An 18,353-nucleotide genomic window follows, 5' to 3' on the forward strand; every position below is an offset into this window, starting at 1 on the left:
AATTTGTTCGTAATTTGAGATTTCTCTTATAGCAGCAATTATTCTTTTTTCTCTTCTTCTTCGTCATTAGTATGACCAAGATTCGATATACTAGTCTGTCATTGATATACAGAACGTATATTAAAAGCAAGGCTCTATTTAGCTTGCTTGCCTATTCAATTCTCAAAAAAAAGAAGACCATTTTTCGGTCTCCTTTACGCGCCTGCTGGGACTCCAGCATCATCAAAACGCCGTTCCAGGTTTACGAACTTATTGTATTCTTTAACAAAGGCTAAAGAAACAGTACCAACTGGACCATTACGTTGTTTTGCTATGATAATTTCAATAATATTTTTATTCTCTGATTCCTTGTCATAATAGTCATCACGGTATAAAAAGGCAACGATATCCGCATCCTGCTCAATACTTCCAGATTCACGAATATCAGACATCATTGGACGCTTATCTTGACGTTGCTCAACACCACGAGATAGCTGTGATAGCGCAATAACAGGAACCTTTAATTCACGTGCAAGTTCTTTTAACGTACGGGAAATTTCCGATACCTCTTGTTGACGGTTATCCGTACGGCCACTACCTTGAATTAATTGTAAATAGTCAATTAAAACCATCCCAAGTCCGCTCTCTTGTTTCAATCGTCTGCATTTAGCACGAATTTCACTAACGCGGATACCTGGTGTGTCATCTATATAAATACCAGAGTTTGAGAGACTTCCCATCGCCATTGTAAGCTTTCCCCAATCCTCAGGGGTCAACGATCCTGTTCTGAGTCTTTGTGCATCAATATTTCCCTCTGCACATAACATCCTCATTACAAGTTGGTCTGCTCCCATCTCAAGACTAAAGATTGCTACATTTTCATCAGTCTTTGTTGCAACATTTTGTGCAATATTTAAGGCAAATGCTGTTTTACCAACAGATGGTCTGGCTGCTACAATGATTAAATCATTTCGTTGGAAACCAGCTGTCATCTTATCTAATTCAGTAAATCCGGTTGGTATCCCAGTAATATCTCCTTTACGGTCATGTAGCAACTCGATATTATCATATGTTTGTACGAGAACATCTTTAATATTTTGGAAGGCACCCGCATTTTTACGTTGTGCAACCTCCATAATCGTTTTCTCTGCTTCATTTAAAAGGACCTCAACCTCGTCCTCACGCGTATAACCATCTTGTGCAATTGTCGTTGCTGTACGTATTAACCGACGCAATATAGATTTCTCTTCAACAATTTTCCCATAATATTCAATGTTAGCCGCAGTCGGAACAGAGTTAGCAAGGTCTGTTAAATAAGAAACACCGCCAACCTCTTCCAAAAGATTCGCATCTGCTAATTCAGCTGTGACAGTTACTAAATCAACAGGCTCACCTTTGTCTGATAACTCTAGCATTGCATTATATATTCTTTGGTGTGCTGCTCGGTAAAAATCTTCTGGAATTAAAAGCTCAGAAGCTAACGTTAAAGAGGAAGGCTGTAAAAATATAGCACCTAATACAGCTTGTTCTGCTTCAATATTTTGTGGTGGAATACGATCACCAAGTACCTCGTTTATGATGATCACCGTCCTTTAGTGTATTTATTGCTAATAGATTACTATCCTATAACTATGATTATATAAAACTCTTCAAGTATTAAGAATAAAAAAAAAGTGGTCAAGCTTCAAGACTAAATTTACTCTTTCCACAAAACCACAACCGCTTCCATATTATTACTGTTCTGTCACATGTACCTTTACTGTCGCAGAAACCTCTGGATGTAGTTTAACAGGTACATTTGTATATCCTAGTGAGCGAATCGCATCAGGCAATTCAATTTTACGCTTATCAAGCTTAATATTGTGGCTTTTTTTCAATTCATCAGCAATTTGCTTACTTGTAATTGAACCAAATAAACGTCCACCTTCACCGGATTTTGCTTTTAATTCAACAGTTAATTCTTCAAGAACTGTTTTAAGTTTTTTCATTTGCTCTAGCTCTTCGATTGCTTCTTTTTCTTGTTTTTTCTTTTGAGCATTTAAAGAGCTAACATTTGCATTCGTCGCCTCTACTGCAAGTCCTTGCTTAATAAGAAAGTTCTGTGCATATCCGTCTGCAACATTTTTTACTTCTCCCTTTTTTCCTTTTCCTTTTACATCTTTTAGAAATATAACTTTCATGATTTGGTTCCTCCTTCAAGATATTCATCAATAGCATTCTTTAACATATCGCTTGCATCGTCAATTGTAATATCCTGCAATTGTGTTGCCGCGTTTGTTAGATGTCCCCCGCCATTTAGTGCCTCCATGATAAGCTGCACATTAATTTCACCTAATGATCGGGCACTTATGCTAATGCTTGATTCACTTCTTCTTGCAATGACAAAGGATGCAACCACATTATTCATTGTGAGAAGTGTATCAGCTGTTTGTGCAAGAGTCACTTGTTCAAAATATGAATCATCCTTTGCGATTGCTATTGCAATGCCATTTTTATAGATCATTGTATTTTGAATAAGAGATGCTCTTCTAACATAATTTTCAATATCCTCTTTCATAAACTTATGGACAAGAACCGTGTCTGCCCCTTTTCCCCTTAAGTATGAGGCTGCGTCAAATGTTCTTGATCCAGTACGTAAGGTAAAGCTTTTCGTATCAACTACAATCCCCGCTAATAACGCTGTAGCTTCAATCATATTCATCTTTAACGGCTTTGGTTGATATTCTAACAGCTCGGTAACTAATTCAGCTGTAGAGGAAGCGTACGGCTCCATATAAACAAGTATAGGGTCCTTAATAAACTCTTCTCCACGTCTATGGTGGTCAATAACAATGACATGCTCGCTTATCGATAATAGCCTTTCATCAATTACTAACGATGGTTTATGCGTATCGAGGATGATTAGTAATGTTTCATCTGTCATTATCTCAAGAGCCTCATCGGGTGTTATAAACCAAGACCATAGTTCAGAATGTTGTTTCACTTCTTCCAACAGCTGAATGACTCCTGAATCAATGGCCTCTTCGTCTAAAACAATAAATCCCTCTTTCCCATTCGCTTGAGCTACCTTTAATATTCCAATTGATGAGCCGATTGCATCCATATCGGGAAATTTATGCCCCATAATCATCACTTTATCGCTTTCTGTGACAATTTCTTTAAGTGCATGAGAGATGACACGTGCTCGGACTCTTGTTCTTTTTTCCATCGGGTTTGTTTTGCCACCATAAAATTGGACTTTTCCATTTATTTGCTTAATGGCAACTTGATCTCCACCTCGTCCAAGAGCCAAATCTAACCCAGATTGTGCTAAATCTCCAAGCTCCTGCAAAGATGATACTCCTGTACCAATCCCGATACTTAAGGTTAATGAAACATTTTCAATTGTTGTCTTTTCCCTAACCTCATCTAGAATAGAAAACTTTGATTTTTCAAGTTTCGTTAAAATTTGTTCATTTAATACCGCTAAAAAACGTTCTGATGATACCCGTTTAATAAATACGCCAAAGTCCTTTGCCCATTTATTAAGAAGGGCCGTTACTTTGCTATTTATCGCACTTTTTGTCTGATCGTCCATCGCTTGAGTAATTTCATCATAATTATCTAAAAAGATATAGGCTAAAGCCGTTCGCTCATCCTCATATTGCTTTTCAATTTGAATTTGTTCTGTCACATCAACAAAATATAATAACCGCTCTTCTCGCTTGATGATAACCTTAAACTTTTGATCGTCTAATGTGATGACCGCTTCAGTTTCAGCATCTTGTTTAAATAAAGGGAGCAATGAGTCATGAATCTCTAATAGATCCCTCCCAATTAAAGTATCTTCGTTCATAATAGACGTTATATATGGATTAGCCCATTCAATTTTGAAATCATCATCAATTAGCATAATTCCAATTGGCATTTCCATTAATGCCTCTTCACCGACTTTTTTTAGACGATAAGAAAGAGTACTTATATAGCTATCCATTTCCTTACGATATTCAAGTACTGACTTTCTGAGAAAGAAAAGTGCAATACATAAACAAACTGTTACAATTATGCCTATAATCCAATTTAGGACAAAAAGAAATAGAACAGTTAATATTAAAATGCCTATAATTGCAATAAGAGAATAGCGAATCTGTGACTTTTCATAAAACATCGGCATTCGTTCTCATCAACTCCTCTCAAGCGGTGAATCCTCATTTCACTTTTTCGTTATTTTGTCACGGAGAGGGAAGCATAAATCAATTATACCTAAGATCCTCACAAGATAAAGGAATATTGGTATTAGAAACGATACAATTAATATGATCACTGGTATTCCTTTAGAAAGCCCTTTCTTGTTGGCATAGTAAAATAGAAACGAGTATCCTTGAATGATCAGTAAAAACATTAAAATGTAATACAAGTTAACGATTGCAGTATAATAAAAGCCCTCTTGATTACCTGGAATCATCATTAAAATAGAAACCAATAAAAAGTACCAGATAACACTAGTAGGAAATTTTATATCTTTAAAATAAAAAATTGGCATTTCAAATTTTAATCGTTTTAAAATCGGCATCGAAATGTGATGGGTAATAAACGCTAAAATAATACCTCCCATGACAAAACAGCTAGGAAGAAGAGTGATGAATAATGTCAATGCTTCTTCAAATGCCTTGAATTGCTTTTCAACATCTAGATTTGGATTAATTTCTGAAACCATTGCCTTTGATTGCTCCATCGAGTCCTTTAACAGTTGGAAGAAATCCTTTACTATATCTATTTCTAACAAATAAATGCTCCCTACATAGACAATAATAAAGCCAACTGTATAGGCAATACTCCCCCCAATTATAGCACCTATCACTTGCTTCCTTCTATAAAATAACCCCATAACTAAACCGCTTAGTCCAAACATAAAGGCAATTAATATATTTGTAACGGCACCGAAAAAGATAGAAAGTAAGCTACCTGCTATTAATATAAAAATTGAGAGCGAGAGTCCATGCCTCATTGTAAACATCATAAAAGGTAATGGGAGAACAAATAGTAATATGGCCCCTAAAAAAGGTATGTATAGTGCTAGGAGCATTAAGATTAAAAAAAGTGCTAATAAAATAGCTCCCTCCGTTATCACATTAGCTCTTCTCAAAATATCACCTCTTTCTTGTCAATCTTATTAATGATCGGATCAAATATGTATACTTTCATTCCAATTAACAAATATAACGATTCAATTCAATCATTATAACCAAAAAACTCCCTTTATAATCTTACCAAAGCTATAATCTAAAATTCTAGAAAATGGGCTTGAAGTACATTTATGCGCTTTCCTTTGGAGTGATTTGAATTGAATTGAATACTTTCTGAAGCGATGTAGTCGGAGAAAAGAGAATAGCATGTAGTTTAAATAAAAAAGCACAGAAAGGATGTTTCCTTTAACTGTGCCTTTATATAATCTTATTCACCAGAAACGTATGGTAATAAAGCCATTTGACGAGCACGTTTAATTGCTACAGTCAATTTACGTTGGTATTTTGCGCTAGTACCTGTTACACGACGAGGTAAGATTTTACCACGCTCAGATACGAATTTTTTTAATAAATCAACATCTTTGTAATCGATGTGAGTGATACCATTTGATGTGAAGAAACACACCTTACGACGTTTTGCACGTCCACCTTTGCGTCCGCCTGCCATTGTCTATTTCCTCCCTTCACGTTAATTTTTTATTATTAAAACGGTAAGTCATCATCAGATATATCAATAGGTTTTCCATCATTTGCGAATGGATCGTCATCAAAGCTTGTACGACCACCTTGATTACGTTGATTTTGATCTGAACCGAATGGGTTTTGATTACCAGAGTTACCTGGGTAGCCACCACCAAAGTTGTTGTTATTGTTGTTAAAGTTATTATTGTTGCCACCGCTCGCGCTTTTTGGTTCAAGGAATTGAACACTTTCAGCAACAACCTCAGTTACATATACACGTTTTCCTGTTTGGTCTTCATAACTACGTGATTGTAGTCGACCATCAACACCTGCTAAACTTCCCTTTTTAAGAAAGTTAGCAACATTTTCAGCTTGTTTACGCCAAATTACACAGTTAAGGAAGTCAGCTTCTCTTTCACCTTGTTGGTTTGTAAACGTGCGGTTTACAGCTAATGTAAATGTAGCAACAGCAACTCCACTTGGTGTGTAACGCAGATCTGGATCTTTTGTTAGCCTTCCGACTAGTACAACTCGATTCAACATCAGAACCATCCTTTTTTATATATCATCTATAACATTTATTATGATTAATCTTCTTTTTTAACAACGATGTGGCGAATAATGTCTTCACTGATTTTTGCTAAACGATCAAATTCTTGAACCGCAGCAGCTTCAGCGTTAACTTGAAGTAACATGTAGTAACCATCGCGGAAATCATTGATTTCATAAGCTAAACGACGTTTTCCCCACTCTTTAACCTCAGTTAATTCCGCACCATTATCAGATAAAACACTGTTGAAACGCTCAACTAAAGCCTTCTTAACTTCATCTTCAATATTTGGACGGATGATGTACATAATTTCGTACTTTCTCATCATCTTACACCTCCTTTTGGACTAAACGGCCCACTAATGGGCAAGGAGCAATTAAAATAAATTACTCACAATTAGGAATTATAGCAAATAACATCGAAAAGCGCAAGCACCTTGATTAGACCCGAGAAGCTTAGATATAAAAAGGATTGAAGAGTTTTTTCTTCAATCCTTTTTGGTACATCCTTAAACGTTAAAACGGAAGTGAATAACATCTCCATCTTGAACTACATAGTCCTTACCTTCGAGGCGTACTTTTCCTGCTTCACGTGCTGCTCCCATAGTCTTTGCAGCTAATAAATCCTCATAGGATACAGTTTCAGCACGGATAAAGCCTCTTTCAAAATCGGTATGAATAATTCCCGCACATTGAGGTGCTTTCATTCCTTTTTTAAATGTCCAAGCGCGTACTTCTTGCTCACCTGCTGTAAAGTAAGTTGCTAAACCAAGAAGATGGTATGATGCTTTAATTAGTTGATCAAGACCAGATTCTTCAATTCCTAGCTCTTCTAGGAACATCTCCTTTTCTTCTCCTTCAAGCTCAGCAATTTCCGATTCTATTTTGGCACATACAACGATAACCTCTGCATTTTCACCAGCTGCAAATTCCCGAACCTGTTGAACATATTCATTACCAGAAGGATCTGCTACTTCTTCCTCACTTACATTTGCAACATATAAAATTGGTTTGATCGTTAATAAATGCAATTGTTTAACATATTTAAGCTGTTCTTCAGTAAATTCAAGTGAGCGTGCAGGCTTTTCGTTTTCAAATGCCTCTTTAAGTTTTACAAGAACTTCATGCTCAAAAACTGCAGTTTTATCCTTTTGCTTTGCCAATTTTGCTACACGATCAATTCGTTTATCGACCGTCTCTAAGTCAGCTAAAATAAGCTCAAGATTAATCGTTTCAATATCAGAAATTGGATCAACCTGACCTGATACGTGTGTAATATTCTCATCAGCAAAGCAACGAACAACATGACAAATTGCATCTACTTGGCGAATATGTGAAAGGAATTTGTTTCCTAAACCTTCCCCTTTGCTTGCACCTTTTACAATTCCAGCGATATCAGTAAATTCAAACGCAGTTGGTACTGTTTTTTTCGGTTTAACAAGCTCTGTTAACTTTTGAAGTCTCTCATCCGGTACCTCAACAATCCCTACATTAGGATCAATTGTACAAAATGGATAGTTTGCTGATTCTGCACCAGCTTGTGTTATTGCGTTAAATAATGTTGATTTTCCAACGTTAGGAAGACCTACAATCCCTGCAGTTAATGCCATATTCCCACTCCTCTATATTTATCCCGATTACCAGGCTTTACCTCGCTTCACATATGAAGGGGTTTAAAATTGACCGTTACATTCAACAAGTCTTTAGGACATAAATAATCGTGATGTCCCGATGATTTATGTCTCACAAATTGCTATAAAAAATCATTATTCTTATACTAACGGAATAAAACAATTTAATTCTACTGCAACAAATAAATGAATTATAATTGCAAAAGCTTTTTTACGATTTCTATCTAATCTCCAACAATTATAGAGAGAAATACTATAAAAGACAAGCAGCTCATCATTCTAGTTTACCTTTACGATATTGACTAAGCAATCATATAAAACACTGCCTAAACCATTATCTGAATTTTCATCAGGGGTAAGTTGATTTACTGAGCCACCAAATTGTTGCCACTGGCCTTCATCCACATTAATTGTCTTAGGATGTGCTTTTTTCATAATTTTTGCAGTTCCTGTGAGCTTTCCCCTATCATTGAAAATCATAACCTCATCACCTTCATCGATCCGCTTCTCACTAGCAATATCCTCAGAAAGTTCAATTTTTACAGACTGTAAACCTTCGATTAAATGATAATGCTGGGAATGATTTGAACGTAAAGGATGGATAGATAAAAGCTGATATGGGTACTTACTTGCTAATGCAGGATTACTAAGCTTTGATTCTTTTGGAAGAATATATTGTGGCTTACCATTCATCCCTTTTTCTTCCGCGTACGAGGATGTAAATTCAAATTTACCACTTGGAGTTAGAAAATCTCCTGAGTTCCAAGGCACATCGTAGACAGGAAGTGGAAGTCTTTTTTCCTTTTTCAGACGTTCTAACGTAATTCCATGCTCCTTTAACAACGATAATCCCATTTCTAAAAACTCATCAATTGAATAATCAAATACCTCCCCAAAGCCTAGGCGCTCTGCCAGCTGCGTCCAAATCCAAAGATCTGATTTCGCCTCACCTGGTGGTTCAACCAATTTTGCTCCATAGTTCACATAGTGATGGTACATAGAGGCATAATAAATATCCTCTTCTTCAAAGACAGTTGTGGTAGGTAATACATAATCTGCTACTTTGGCTGTATCTGTTAAAAAATGATCAACAACAACTAAAGTATTTACAGATGAAAAGGCTTGTCTCACTTTATTAGTATTCGGGACTTGAGTAAGTGGATTTCCGCAAGTGACAAAAATCATTTTAATTTCGGGATTTTTGGCCTTTATTATTTTTTCTCCTTGTTCCATCATTGTAAACTCTCTTATAACAGCGTTTTGTTCTAATGATGCTAATTCACTATGCGCAAATTTTTGACCTACTTGTAAATTCCCAAAGTTAGCACCACCTCCGGGAATTCCAATATTTCCACTCACGGCAACTAGTGCATCAATTAGACGAATCGTATTTCCACCATTCGCATATCTTTGCATACCAAGGCCGATATAAGTAGATGTTGGTCCATCATAGTAGACCTCAGCTAATTGCTTTAGGTCTTCATAAGAGATTTCAGTATTCGTCACGATTTCATCAAAAGAAAATTGGTTAAGTAAATCGATTAAATCAGCAAAGCCTACCGTATGATTTTCGATAAAGGAAAGGTCTTGCATATTTTCACTAATTAAATATTTCATAATGCCGATTGCTAATAAGCCGTCCATACCAGGCTTTATTGAAATATACTTATGAGCTATTTTTGCTGTCGCATTATAGATCGGATCAATAACTATAATTTTCGCTCCACTTTTCATCACTTCTTGTAACGCCTGAAACAAATGCATATTTGTTCTCGCTACATTTCTTCCCCAAATGACAACATGCTTACTATTTTTAATGTCCTCTGGTGAATGACTGTAGGAATTTCCAAAGTCCCATGTTTGAGCTTCAATACCTGAACCCCAGCAAATACTACCAACTAATTGGGTTACTCCTCCAAAATGACGAAAGAAGCGTTTATCTAAGTTTTTTAATAGACCATTATTCGAATAATCATGACTATGCAATACCGCTGTTGGTCCGAATTCATTACGAATATTATCCATTTTCTCTGCTATTTCATTTAGAGCTTGTTCCCACGAAATTTCTTGAAAGACACCGTTCACTTTTTTCAATGGAACTGTTAATCTCTCTGGTGAGTTTGTTTTCGTTTCTAGCATTCTTCCTCTACCACAGATTTTCCCCTTTGTAATAGGGTGTTCCTTATCTCCGTCTACCTTTATGACCTTCTGATTTTCAACTGTAACATCAAAGCCACAGCTATCCCAACAGTTTAAAGGGCAGGATGATTTAAATACTTGCTTCATATCTATTGCCCCCCATTTGCTTACTCTTCATTTGTTTCAATATGCTTTACTAAAACTTTTTTCATTTTTCTAGCAAACTCTCGTCGTGGGATTAGTACGCTATGCTGACACCCCTCACACTTAATTCTTACATCCATTCCCATTCGGATGATTTTCCAACGGTTTGTACCACATGGGTGCTGTTTTTTCATCTCAACAACATCATATAACCCAAATTCCTTTTCTTGCATCGTTTACCCTCCACTTACTTGATCTTTTCTATTAACCATGACCATTCTTGGATATGGTATATCAAAGCCATGTTCTGCTAAGCGAATTTTTATATCCTTACGTAACAATCTAGCAATATGAAAATGTTTCATCGGCTCCGTTTCACAGGTTACTCTTAATACAGCCTCTGAAGCCCCAAACATTTGAATGCCTAGCAATTCTGGTGGTGTGACGATATTTTCATATTTATCAGTTACTTCTATTAACAACTCTTGAATAACACGCTCTGCTTCCTCAATATCTGTTTCAAGTGATACATTAATATCGACAACTGCAACACTATTATGAATCGAAAAATTCGTTACCTCTACAATACTTCCATTTGGAATAATATGAAGCTCGCCCGTCCAGGTTTTAACCTTTGTTGTTCGTAGCCCAATTTCCTCAACAGTCCCTTCAAAGGTACCAATTCTTATCGTATCACCTACCGAAAACTGGTCTTCAAAGATAATAAAGAAACCAGTAATAATGTCCTTAACAAGGCTTTGCGCACCAAATCCGACAGCTAATCCAACGATTCCAGCACCTGCAAGCAATGCTCCGACATTAAATCCAAATGTCTCTAAAATCATGATTATGGCAATGAAATAAATAACATAGGTTAAGATATTTTCTAATAATTTTGCAAGTGTATTTTCTCTTCTTTCAGAAATACGAATTGGAGATTTCCCGCGGAATAAAAACACCTTATTTATTGCAAGCTTCCCTACTCGTATGATGAGTCTGGAAAAAATAATAATTAAAACAATTTGTAATAATGATTTACCAATTGCTAACCATAGTTCTCCATTCGTTAAATAGTCATAAATACCAGACCACATATCCTCTATTATATTCAACTTTATCACCTTTTTCTAATTCTACAGATTTTTAGACTCTTATCCATTATTATAATTGCGTCCTACTATTTTTAATAGTATTGGGAACTGGAAAGCTTTAAACAAACATGGATAATGAGGAAAAAAAAGCCTCAAACATACCTTAATCCTGATCAAGGATACAAAAAGGAAGTAAAGAGGCGAAAAGTTCATTTGCGATTGATTTTAAGTCTATTCATAATCGGAAACAATAATATTGTGATAAGTAAATATAAATTAATCAAGCCATATAAAGGATATAAAATCGCAATCAAATTCGCAAATCCGAATTTTGTAAATGGTAACATAAGCAAAACTAAAAGAAAAGCCATTACCCAATATGGCATTTTCGTTACCTCTTTAAATCGTGATGCAAGTCCAAAGATCCCTGATACTGCTGTTGTATAGATTGCCAGCCAAAGAATAATCGACATAAATAAAAAAACAATAAACGGGTAGCCTTCTAATATTGCAAATAAAGGAATTTCATAATCCGAGAGGGAATCAGAAATTTCGATTAATGTTTCATTATAGATAAAAGAAATTGAACCTAATACGATTCCACTTCCGATACTAGCCACCTTTGCCTCCTTAAGCTCCTTTATTTCCTTTCCAACAGCTGATAAAACAGCTATGAGTGGCAAAATATTTAGTGCCGTAAAGGTGAAGGCAACTGGCCAATTATGTTGTTTTGTTAAATCGAAGTCCCAAGAATGTTGATGTGAAAGTTGAAAGGATGTGAGAGCAAATAATAATCCTAAAACAAGCAGAGGAATGATAATCGTATTTAATTTAATAATTCCATTTATGCTTCCTAAAAAAAGAAGTACAACTGATATTCCAAAAAGGATAATACCGAGCCAGTAAGGAATTAAAAATGCCTCAAGAGTTGCCCCTCCCCCTGCGATCATCACAATCGTTGTACTAAACAGATATAAAACAATCAATAAATCATAAACATGGGCCAGCTTCTTTCCAACTAACCTATCCAACACAGGGAAAAAGTGATTTGTCTTCTCTTCATAGCTAATTTTCATAATGATATAAATCGAAATACTAAATATAACTGTAAAAATTAAAATAGCCAGTCCACTTTCAAAGCCAAAAAACTCCCATATTTCTCTTCCTGAAGCATATCCCGCTCCTATGGTTGTCCCTAATATAAGAAACATCCATTTTAATCCTGATTTCATTTTTATCACCTCATAAGGCTGTCCAAATTTCAAAGAGCATGTATAGAAATACCTTTTCCTCCGTATACTGTTACTACTATGATGTGGGAGTGAAATCTATGAATCTTAAATCAGGACTTTTTCAATCAGATAAAAAGGATGAGCGGGTCTTTTATGAGGATGAAAATGCATCAAAACAATTAGCAAATATGATGTTAACTTGCATGCCAAGACTTTTTATTAAACCAATTATCATTGTTTGCATTGGCACTGATCGTTCAACAGGTGATAGCTTAGGACCATTGATAGGGTTTAAGTTAAAAGAGGAATTAGAACACTTCCATATCTACGGAACGCTAGAAGAACCTGTGCATGCTGTAAACCTAGAAGAGACGTTAACTTTCATTAATGAAAAACATCATAATCCGTTTATTATTGCAATCGATGCTTGCCTAGGCAGATTAAAAAGCGTTGGGTATATCCAAGTAGCAAAGGGATCATTGAAGCCTGGTGCAGGAGTTAATAAAGAGCTGCCCGCAGTTGGTGATATGCATATTACTGGAATTGTTAATGTAAGTGGATTTATGGAGTTTTTTGTTTTGCAAAATACCCGATTGCATCTAGTTATGAGTATGGCAGACATTATATCAAAAGGGATCATTGAAGCAGAAAAGCAATATCTTAATAAAAGATTATCGATTCGGAGAGATTGGTTAGCAAATAAAAATCAAGATTCTGCAATACAGTAATTGACAATAAGGGGCCAAAATTAATGCCCCTATTTTTATTTAGCTGTTTGATAATTTGAATTAATTTCTGTTGTATGCCGTGAGTCTCCTCATCGTTTCGCTTACACCTATATGATTCTCATTTATTAATTTATTTTTTGCTAAAAACTCTCTTTGAAAAGAACCAGCATATTAAAGATTTTGCAACAGTACTATAATTGTAATGATAAGAAGGCTAGGCAGGAAGTTAGCTACTCGTATTTCCTTTATTCCTAAAATATTTAAACCAATTGCAATAATAAGAACTCCTCCAGTTGATGTCAGTTCTATTATTAGATTTTCTAATAATGCTTCTGATAAAAATTGGTGGATTATATTTGCAAATAAAGCAATTCCTCCTTGATATAGAAATACAGCAACTGCTGAAAATAACACACCAATACCTAGCGTGCTCGCTAACACTATGCTTGTAAATCCATCAATCATAGATTTTGTAAGCAATACTGAATGATCCTGTCGAAGTCCACTATCAAGTGCACCAACTATCGCCATTGCTCCAACAACGAAAATAAGTGTCGCCGAAACAAAACCATTTGCAAGATTGCCACCTTGATTTTGCCCAAATTTCTTTTCTAATATAACACCTACATGGTGTAGATGATCTTCAATTCTCATCCATTCACCTATAACCGTTCCAATTACTAGACTTACAATGACGATAAAAAAATTATCACTTTCTAACGCCATATCAATCCCTAGCACAACGACCGATAAACCAATTGCAATCATTACAGTTTGTTTCATACGATCCGGTATTTTTCTAAATAGAAGTCCAATAAGTGTTCCTACTATAATGGTTAGTGCATTTACGATGCTTCCAACTAAAATCAACTTACTATCCCCTTATGAAATAAATTCTCTTGATGCATTGTCCTTGTTAAACTTTGTTGTTGATTCCACTAATGGCATTTACTTTTAGCATGAGGTTCGGAAGCTTCCTCATATTTGCGTGCCAGTGGGGTCTCCCTTCCGTACGCTTCCCTAAACAGAATCTCATGTACCAGTTCCTATTAACAAAGCGCTTATAGCTCAACAATAATCTATAACATAGCCTCATACAAAAAAGACTGACTCTTATTTTAAAAGAGCCAGCATGTACTAAAATTATAAAAATGTAATTAGCATATTCTATTAAAAAAATGTGTAATTAAGACGGTTCCTTTTGTAACAGCTCTAAAATTCGCTCTAAATCATCTTGTGAGAAAAATTCAATTTCAATTTTTCCCTTTTTCTTTTGCTTTTTAATCGTTACAGAGGTTCCAAAATACTCCCTTAAATACGTTTCTCTTTCTTTAATAAAGATATCCTTTTCTGGTTTTTTCTTAGTTTCACGTGTAACATTTTCATTTAATTGTTGAACAATTAATTCTACCTGACGTACGTTTAGCTGTTCACGGATAATTTTTTCAACTAAAGGATTAAGCTTTTCTTTATGTTTCAATCCTAAAAGAGTACGCCCATGTCCCATTGAAAGCTTACCCTCTGAAATGAGTGTTTGAATTTGTTTCGGAAGTGTTAATAATCTAACATGGTTCGCAATATGTGGTCTGCTTTTTCCAAGTCGTTTTGCCAATGCCTCTTGGGTTACATTTAATTGCTCCATTAGCATTTGATAAGCTTGTGCTTCTTCGATTGGTGTTAGATCCTCACGTTGGAGATTTTCGAGCAATGCCAGCTCCATCATTTGTTTTTCCGATAGTTCTCGAACAACTGCTGGTACAGAAGTTAGATTTGCCTCTTTTGCCGCTCGAAAACGTCGTTCTCCCACAACAATTTCATACCCTTTTATACTTTTCCGAACAACAATTGGTTGTAAAATACCGTGCTGTAAGATAGATTGTTTTAATTCTTCGATTGTATCCTCATCAAATGTTTTACGTGGCTGATAGGGATTTGGACGTATATCTTTTATTTTTAACTCTTCAACCTTTTCCTCTTCAGTTTCTGGAAAAAAAGCTTGTAGTCCCTTACCTACATTAAGGCCTTTTCCTAAACCTCTAGCCATTCACAACCACTTCCTTTGCCAAATCTAAATAAACCTCTGCTCCTCTAGATCTTGGATCATAAATAATGATAGGTTGTCCATGACTTGGTGCTTCACTCAAACGGATATTTCTTGGAATAATTGTCTGGTACACTTTATCCTGGAAATATTTTTTCACTTCATCAATAACTTGAATACCTAAATTCGTTCGGGCATCGAGCATTGTTAATAAAACGCCTTCTATCATTAAATCAGAATTCAAATGCTTTTGTACTAATCGAACGGTATTAAGTAATTGACTTAATCCTTCAAGTGCATAATATTCACATTGTACAGGTATCAATACAGCATCTGATGCTGTTAATGCATTAATTGTTAATAATCCTAATGACGGAGGACAATCGATAACCATATAATCATAATGATGTTTAACTGACTCAAGAGCTCTTTTCAAACGTACTTCCCTGGAAATTGTTGGAACTAATTCAATTTCAGCACCTGCTAACTGGATTGTTGCTGGAATTATATCCAAATTTTCGACTGCAGTTGATTTAATGACATCTTTTACATCTATATCATCTACTAAAATATCATAAATACAGTGTTCCACTTCAGCCTTTTCAATTCCAATACCGCTTGTTGCATTACCTTGAGGGTCAACATCGACGAGAAGCACTCGTTTACCGATGTATGCAAGACAAGCACCTAAATTCACGGATGTTGTTGTTTTCCCAACTCCACCTTTTTGATTTGCAATGGCAATGATTTTTCCCACGATGTCACCTGCTTTCATTTTTCATTAAAATTGTACTAGTTTTGGCTGTTTCTATATTAGAGGCAAAAGCTCTAGTGCCTATTAACGACATAAGAATGAGATCTATCTTACTTACCTTTTAAGTTACAAGCTATGCGGTTGCTTTTCATAAAAGGATTGATGTTTATCGCTGCTTGGCGCTAAAGCTGGATGCCGTATGTTTCTCCACTTTTCTAGTACTTTATCTTTCAGACCATAAAAAATTTATGTTTGCAGCTACTATACTTTACATTAACTGCTAAACATAAAGTGAGACTATTAAGTTATGACTAACAGAGCTTCCCTTATCTATCTTTAACTTAAAGGTAAGTTCATCCTGCTAGTTTCAAGAAAAAACAAATAGATACCTAATCTAGTTATAGTCTTTTATATACTAAATAGTTAGATTATCATTTTATTATTTTATCATGAAACATGTAGAAAGGTTTGAATTTTTTCTTAATTCTTCTCCCCGGATAAGTTTAAGTTAGAGTAGTTTTTTGCTCAATATATAGTATTTAGAAGGAAAAATGATGATAATCGATGAGGAGATTCTTTTATTATATATTAGAAAAAGACCTGTCATGTATCAGGCCTTTTTCTCAACTTTTATTCGTACTATTGTATATAAAATAGGAAGCACATAATTTCATTAAAATCTATTTAGGAATTTTTATTGTTAATTGAATATATTCTTCAAACTCTTCTTCTTCAGTATTTAATTTCACACCACTATCCTCAACCATTGATAAGGATTGGCGGATTGTATTCATAGCAATTCTCGTATCTCTACTAAATGCTTTTCGTTTCGGTTTTGGCTTTACTTGATTTTTTTCAAGCTGCTTAACTACACGATCCTCTGTTTGCTTTACATTTAATTGTTTTTCAACAATTTCTGCTAGAAGCTTTGTTTGTAATTCAGGATCCTTTAGAGGAATTAGTGCGCGTGCATGCCGCTCGGTAATTACCTTTTGTAAAAGTGCATCCTGTACTTCTTGTGGGAGTTTTAATAGACGAAGTTTATTCGCTATCGTAGATTGCCCTTTTCCTAGTCGCTGTGCTAATGCTTCTTGTGTGAGGTTATGCAATTCTAGTAATTTAGCATAAGCAATAGCCTCTTCAATAGAAGACAGTTCTTCCCTTTGAATGTTTTCTATTAATGCAACACTTGCAGTTTCAGTATCATTGAAGTCCTTAATGATTGCCGGAATCTCTTCCCAACCTAATGTTTGAACAGCACGCCAACGTCTTTCTCCAGCAATTATTTCATATTTATCATTTATTAAACGAACTACGATCGGTTGAATGATCCCATGTGTTCGAATTGTTAACGCTAACTCATTAATTTTATCATCAGAAAAAACTGTACGTGGCTGGAATCGATTAGGGACAATATCCTTAATCGGAATATTTTTAACCTCTTCCTTTTGTTGTTCATCATCTAGTTCTTCTTTATCAACTTCACTAACAACGACTTGTTCTTCCTCTTTTTCTCCCAAACTGAAAAAACGAGAAAATGGATGCTTCATGAGCCTACACCACCTTTAAAAACTACCATTAGTAATATTCTCTATTTCTTAGACATTTCCTGCTAGACACAAAAAGTTCAAGTAAATGTTCCACATGAAACATTTACTCTATTGGAAGCTTATTTGGAGTGCCTGGCTTTCTAGGATACTTTTTAGGTGTTTCTTTTACTTTTTCAATGACGAGAATTGTTCTTTCCCCATTATCCTGTGGAAGGTCAAAAGTATATGTTTGTTGGACCTTTCCTCCTAGTACTTGAATTGCCTTTTTACCGCTATTTAGTTCTTCATGTGCAGCGGAGGCCTTCATCGCAATAAAGTTTCCTCCCTTTTTTACCAGAGGAAGACAAAGCTCACTTAAAACTGAAAGTCTGGCAACCGCTCTAGCTGTCACAACATCAAATGATTCTCGAAATTCCTTATTTTGCCCAAATGTTTCTGCACGATCATGAAATAATTGTACATTAGGTAACTCAAGCTCATTTGTTAAATGTGATAAAAAATTGATCCTTTTTTGTAATGAGTCTACAATCGCAATCTGAAGATGTGGAAAGCAAATATGAATTGGAATGCTAGGGAATCCTGCACCCGCTCCTACATCACAAATCGAGAGAGGTTTTGAAAAGTCAAAGTAAAATGCTGCGGAAATAGAATCAAAAAAATGTTTTACATATACTTCATTTCTTTCTGTAATAGAAGTTAAGTTCATTTTTTCATTCCATTCTACTAGCAATTTAAAGTATAAATCAAATTGGTTCATTTGCCGCTCAGAGAGGTTAATCCCCTTCTCAGCTAGACTTGATTGAAATAATCCTATATCCATATTCAAAA

The 18,353-nt window shown here is 35.3% G+C and carries 18 protein-coding genes; 1 reads left to right on the forward strand and 17 read right to left on the reverse strand.

Features of this window, described 5'->3' with window-relative positions:
• Nucleotides 1-194: 194 nt before the first annotated feature.
• The 12 genes from dnaB to ACTJJ9_RS13755 form a co-directional block, all read right to left on the reverse strand.
• Nucleotides 195-1,556: a replicative DNA helicase gene (gene dnaB, locus ACTJJ9_RS13700; RefSeq protein WP_095302057.1), complete on the reverse strand. Its 1,362-nt coding sequence runs from the start codon at nucleotides 1,554-1,556 to the stop codon at nucleotides 195-197.
• A 156-nt stretch (nucleotides 1,557-1,712) separates the two neighbouring features.
• Nucleotides 1,713-2,159 carry a 50S ribosomal protein L9 gene (rplI, locus tag ACTJJ9_RS13705; RefSeq protein ID WP_095302054.1) on the reverse strand — a complete coding sequence of 149 codons (447 nt, stop codon included), beginning with the start codon at nucleotides 2,157-2,159 and terminating at the stop codon, nucleotides 1,713-1,715.
• Nucleotides 2,156-4,132, reverse strand: coding sequence for a DHH family phosphoesterase (locus tag ACTJJ9_RS13710; RefSeq protein WP_145583914.1), 1,977 nt, complete (start codon nucleotides 4,130-4,132; stop codon nucleotides 2,156-2,158). Before ACTJJ9_RS13710 ends, rplI begins: the two co-directional genes overlap by 4 nt.
• Nucleotides 4,133-4,171: 39 nt before the next feature.
• Entirely contained in the window at nucleotides 4,172-5,104 is a 933-nt protein-coding gene (locus tag ACTJJ9_RS13715) for a YybS family protein (protein ID WP_145583912.1), read from the reverse strand.
• Between the two features lie 308 nt (nucleotides 5,105-5,412).
• Nucleotides 5,413-5,652 (reverse strand): 30S ribosomal protein S18, encoded by a 240-nt coding sequence (gene rpsR, locus ACTJJ9_RS13720; protein ID WP_046588211.1) that lies wholly within the window; start codon nucleotides 5,650-5,652, stop codon nucleotides 5,413-5,415.
• 35 nt (nucleotides 5,653-5,687) lie between these two features.
• Entirely contained in the window at nucleotides 5,688-6,209 is a 522-nt protein-coding gene (gene ssb / locus ACTJJ9_RS13725; protein ID WP_095302051.1) for a single-stranded DNA-binding protein, read from the reverse strand.
• A 44-nt stretch (nucleotides 6,210-6,253) separates the two neighbouring features.
• The gene (gene rpsF / locus ACTJJ9_RS13730) at nucleotides 6,254-6,541 is read right to left on the reverse strand and encodes a 30S ribosomal protein S6 (RefSeq protein WP_440768689.1); all 288 of its coding nucleotides are present in this window, start codon (nucleotides 6,539-6,541) and stop codon (nucleotides 6,254-6,256) included.
• Nucleotides 6,542-6,724: 183 nt separating this feature from the next.
• Nucleotides 6,725-7,825 (reverse strand): redox-regulated ATPase YchF, encoded by a 1,101-nt coding sequence (gene ychF / locus ACTJJ9_RS13735; RefSeq protein ID WP_095302050.1) that lies wholly within the window; start codon nucleotides 7,823-7,825, stop codon nucleotides 6,725-6,727.
• Between the two features lie 300 nt (nucleotides 7,826-8,125).
• Nucleotides 8,126-10,132, reverse strand: coding sequence for a molybdopterin-dependent oxidoreductase (locus tag ACTJJ9_RS13740; protein WP_145583909.1), 2,007 nt, complete (start codon nucleotides 10,130-10,132; stop codon nucleotides 8,126-8,128).
• Nucleotides 10,133-10,152: 20 nt separating this feature from the next.
• Entirely contained in the window at nucleotides 10,153-10,362 is a 210-nt protein-coding gene (locus ACTJJ9_RS13745; protein ID WP_095302048.1) for a DUF951 domain-containing protein, read from the reverse strand.
• A gap of 3 nt (nucleotides 10,363-10,365) precedes the next feature.
• Complete coding sequence (locus ACTJJ9_RS13750) at nucleotides 10,366-11,241, reverse strand: mechanosensitive ion channel family protein (protein ID WP_095302047.1); 876 nt, start codon at nucleotides 11,239-11,241, stop codon at nucleotides 10,366-10,368.
• Nucleotides 11,242-11,429: 188 nt separating this feature from the next.
• A complete protein-coding gene (locus tag ACTJJ9_RS13755) occupies nucleotides 11,430-12,452 on the reverse strand; it encodes a hypothetical protein (RefSeq protein ID WP_145583907.1) in 1,023 nt (340 codons plus the stop codon).
• 98 nt (nucleotides 12,453-12,550) lie between these two features.
• Between ACTJJ9_RS13755 and yyaC the strand changes: the two genes are divergently transcribed.
• Nucleotides 12,551-13,180, forward strand: a complete 630-nt coding sequence (gene yyaC, locus ACTJJ9_RS13760; protein WP_145583905.1) for a spore protease YyaC — start codon at nucleotides 12,551-12,553, stop codon at nucleotides 13,178-13,180.
• 171 nt (nucleotides 13,181-13,351) lie between these two features.
• Here the strand turns inward: yyaC and ACTJJ9_RS13765 are convergent, their stop codons facing one another.
• The 5 genes from ACTJJ9_RS13765 to rsmG form a co-directional block, all read right to left on the reverse strand.
• The gene (locus tag ACTJJ9_RS13765; RefSeq protein ID WP_145583903.1) at nucleotides 13,352-14,050 is read right to left on the reverse strand and encodes a DUF554 domain-containing protein; all 699 of its coding nucleotides are present in this window, start codon (nucleotides 14,048-14,050) and stop codon (nucleotides 13,352-13,354) included.
• A 316-nt stretch (nucleotides 14,051-14,366) separates the two neighbouring features.
• Entirely contained in the window at nucleotides 14,367-15,224 is an 858-nt protein-coding gene (locus ACTJJ9_RS13770; protein WP_095302043.1) for a ParB/RepB/Spo0J family partition protein, read from the reverse strand.
• Nucleotides 15,217-15,978: a ParA family protein gene (locus ACTJJ9_RS13775; protein ID WP_095302042.1), complete on the reverse strand. Its 762-nt coding sequence runs from the start codon at nucleotides 15,976-15,978 to the stop codon at nucleotides 15,217-15,219. The genes ACTJJ9_RS13770 and ACTJJ9_RS13775 overlap by 8 nt, the downstream gene beginning before the upstream one ends.
• A gap of 677 nt (nucleotides 15,979-16,655) precedes the next feature.
• Nucleotides 16,656-17,525, reverse strand: coding sequence for a nucleoid occlusion protein (noc, locus tag ACTJJ9_RS13780; RefSeq protein WP_095302041.1), 870 nt, complete (start codon nucleotides 17,523-17,525; stop codon nucleotides 16,656-16,658).
• Between the two features lie 103 nt (nucleotides 17,526-17,628).
• Entirely contained in the window at nucleotides 17,629-18,345 is a 717-nt protein-coding gene (rsmG, locus tag ACTJJ9_RS13785) for a 16S rRNA (guanine(527)-N(7))-methyltransferase RsmG (protein ID WP_095302040.1), read from the reverse strand.
• Nucleotides 18,346-18,353 lie beyond the last annotated feature (8 nt).

The organism is Metabacillus sp. 22489, from assembly GCF_052044855.1.
In the GTDB taxonomy this organism is placed as follows: Bacteria; Bacillota; Bacilli; order Bacillales; family Bacillaceae; genus Metabacillus; species Metabacillus niabensis.

What these genes read in the sequence shown, in the direction of transcription:
- rplI (WP_095302054.1), bottom strand. Translation starts at nt 2,159, where the DNA reads ATGAAAGTTATATTTCTAAAAGATGTAAAAGGAAAAGGAAAAAAGGGA.
- ACTJJ9_RS13710 (WP_145583914.1), bottom strand. Translation starts at nt 4,132, where the DNA reads ATGCCGATGTTTTATGAAAAGTCACAGATTCGCTATTCTCTTATTGCA.
- rpsR (WP_046588211.1), bottom strand. Translation starts at nt 5,652, where the DNA reads ATGGCAGGCGGACGCAAAGGTGGACGTGCAAAACGTCGTAAGGTGTGT.
- ssb (WP_095302051.1), bottom strand. Translation starts at nt 6,209, where the DNA reads ATGTTGAATCGAGTTGTACTAGTCGGAAGGCTAACAAAAGATCCAGAT.
- rpsF (WP_440768689.1), bottom strand. Translation starts at nt 6,541, where the DNA reads ATGAGAAAGTACGAAATTATGTACATCATCCGTCCAAATATTGAAGAT.
- ychF (WP_095302050.1), bottom strand. Translation starts at nt 7,825, where the DNA reads ATGGCATTAACTGCAGGGATTGTAGGTCTTCCTAACGTTGGAAAATCA.
- ACTJJ9_RS13740 (WP_145583909.1), bottom strand. Translation starts at nt 10,132, where the DNA reads ATGAAGCAAGTATTTAAATCATCCTGCCCTTTAAACTGTTGGGATAGC.
- ACTJJ9_RS13745 (WP_095302048.1), bottom strand. Translation starts at nt 10,362, where the DNA reads ATGCAAGAAAAGGAATTTGGGTTATATGATGTTGTTGAGATGAAAAAA.
- ACTJJ9_RS13755 (WP_145583907.1), bottom strand. Translation starts at nt 12,452, where the DNA reads ATGAAATCAGGATTAAAATGGATGTTTCTTATATTAGGGACAACCATA.
- yyaC (WP_145583905.1), top strand. Translation starts at nt 12,551, where the DNA reads ATGAATCTTAAATCAGGACTTTTTCAATCAGATAAAAAGGATGAGCGG.
- ACTJJ9_RS13770 (WP_095302043.1), bottom strand. Translation starts at nt 15,224, where the DNA reads ATGGCTAGAGGTTTAGGAAAAGGCCTTAATGTAGGTAAGGGACTACAA.
- noc (WP_095302041.1), bottom strand. Translation starts at nt 17,525, where the DNA reads ATGAAGCATCCATTTTCTCGTTTTTTCAGTTTGGGAGAAAAAGAGGAA.
- rsmG (WP_095302040.1), bottom strand. Translation starts at nt 18,345, where the DNA reads ATGGATATAGGATTATTTCAATCAAGTCTAGCTGAGAAGGGGATTAAC.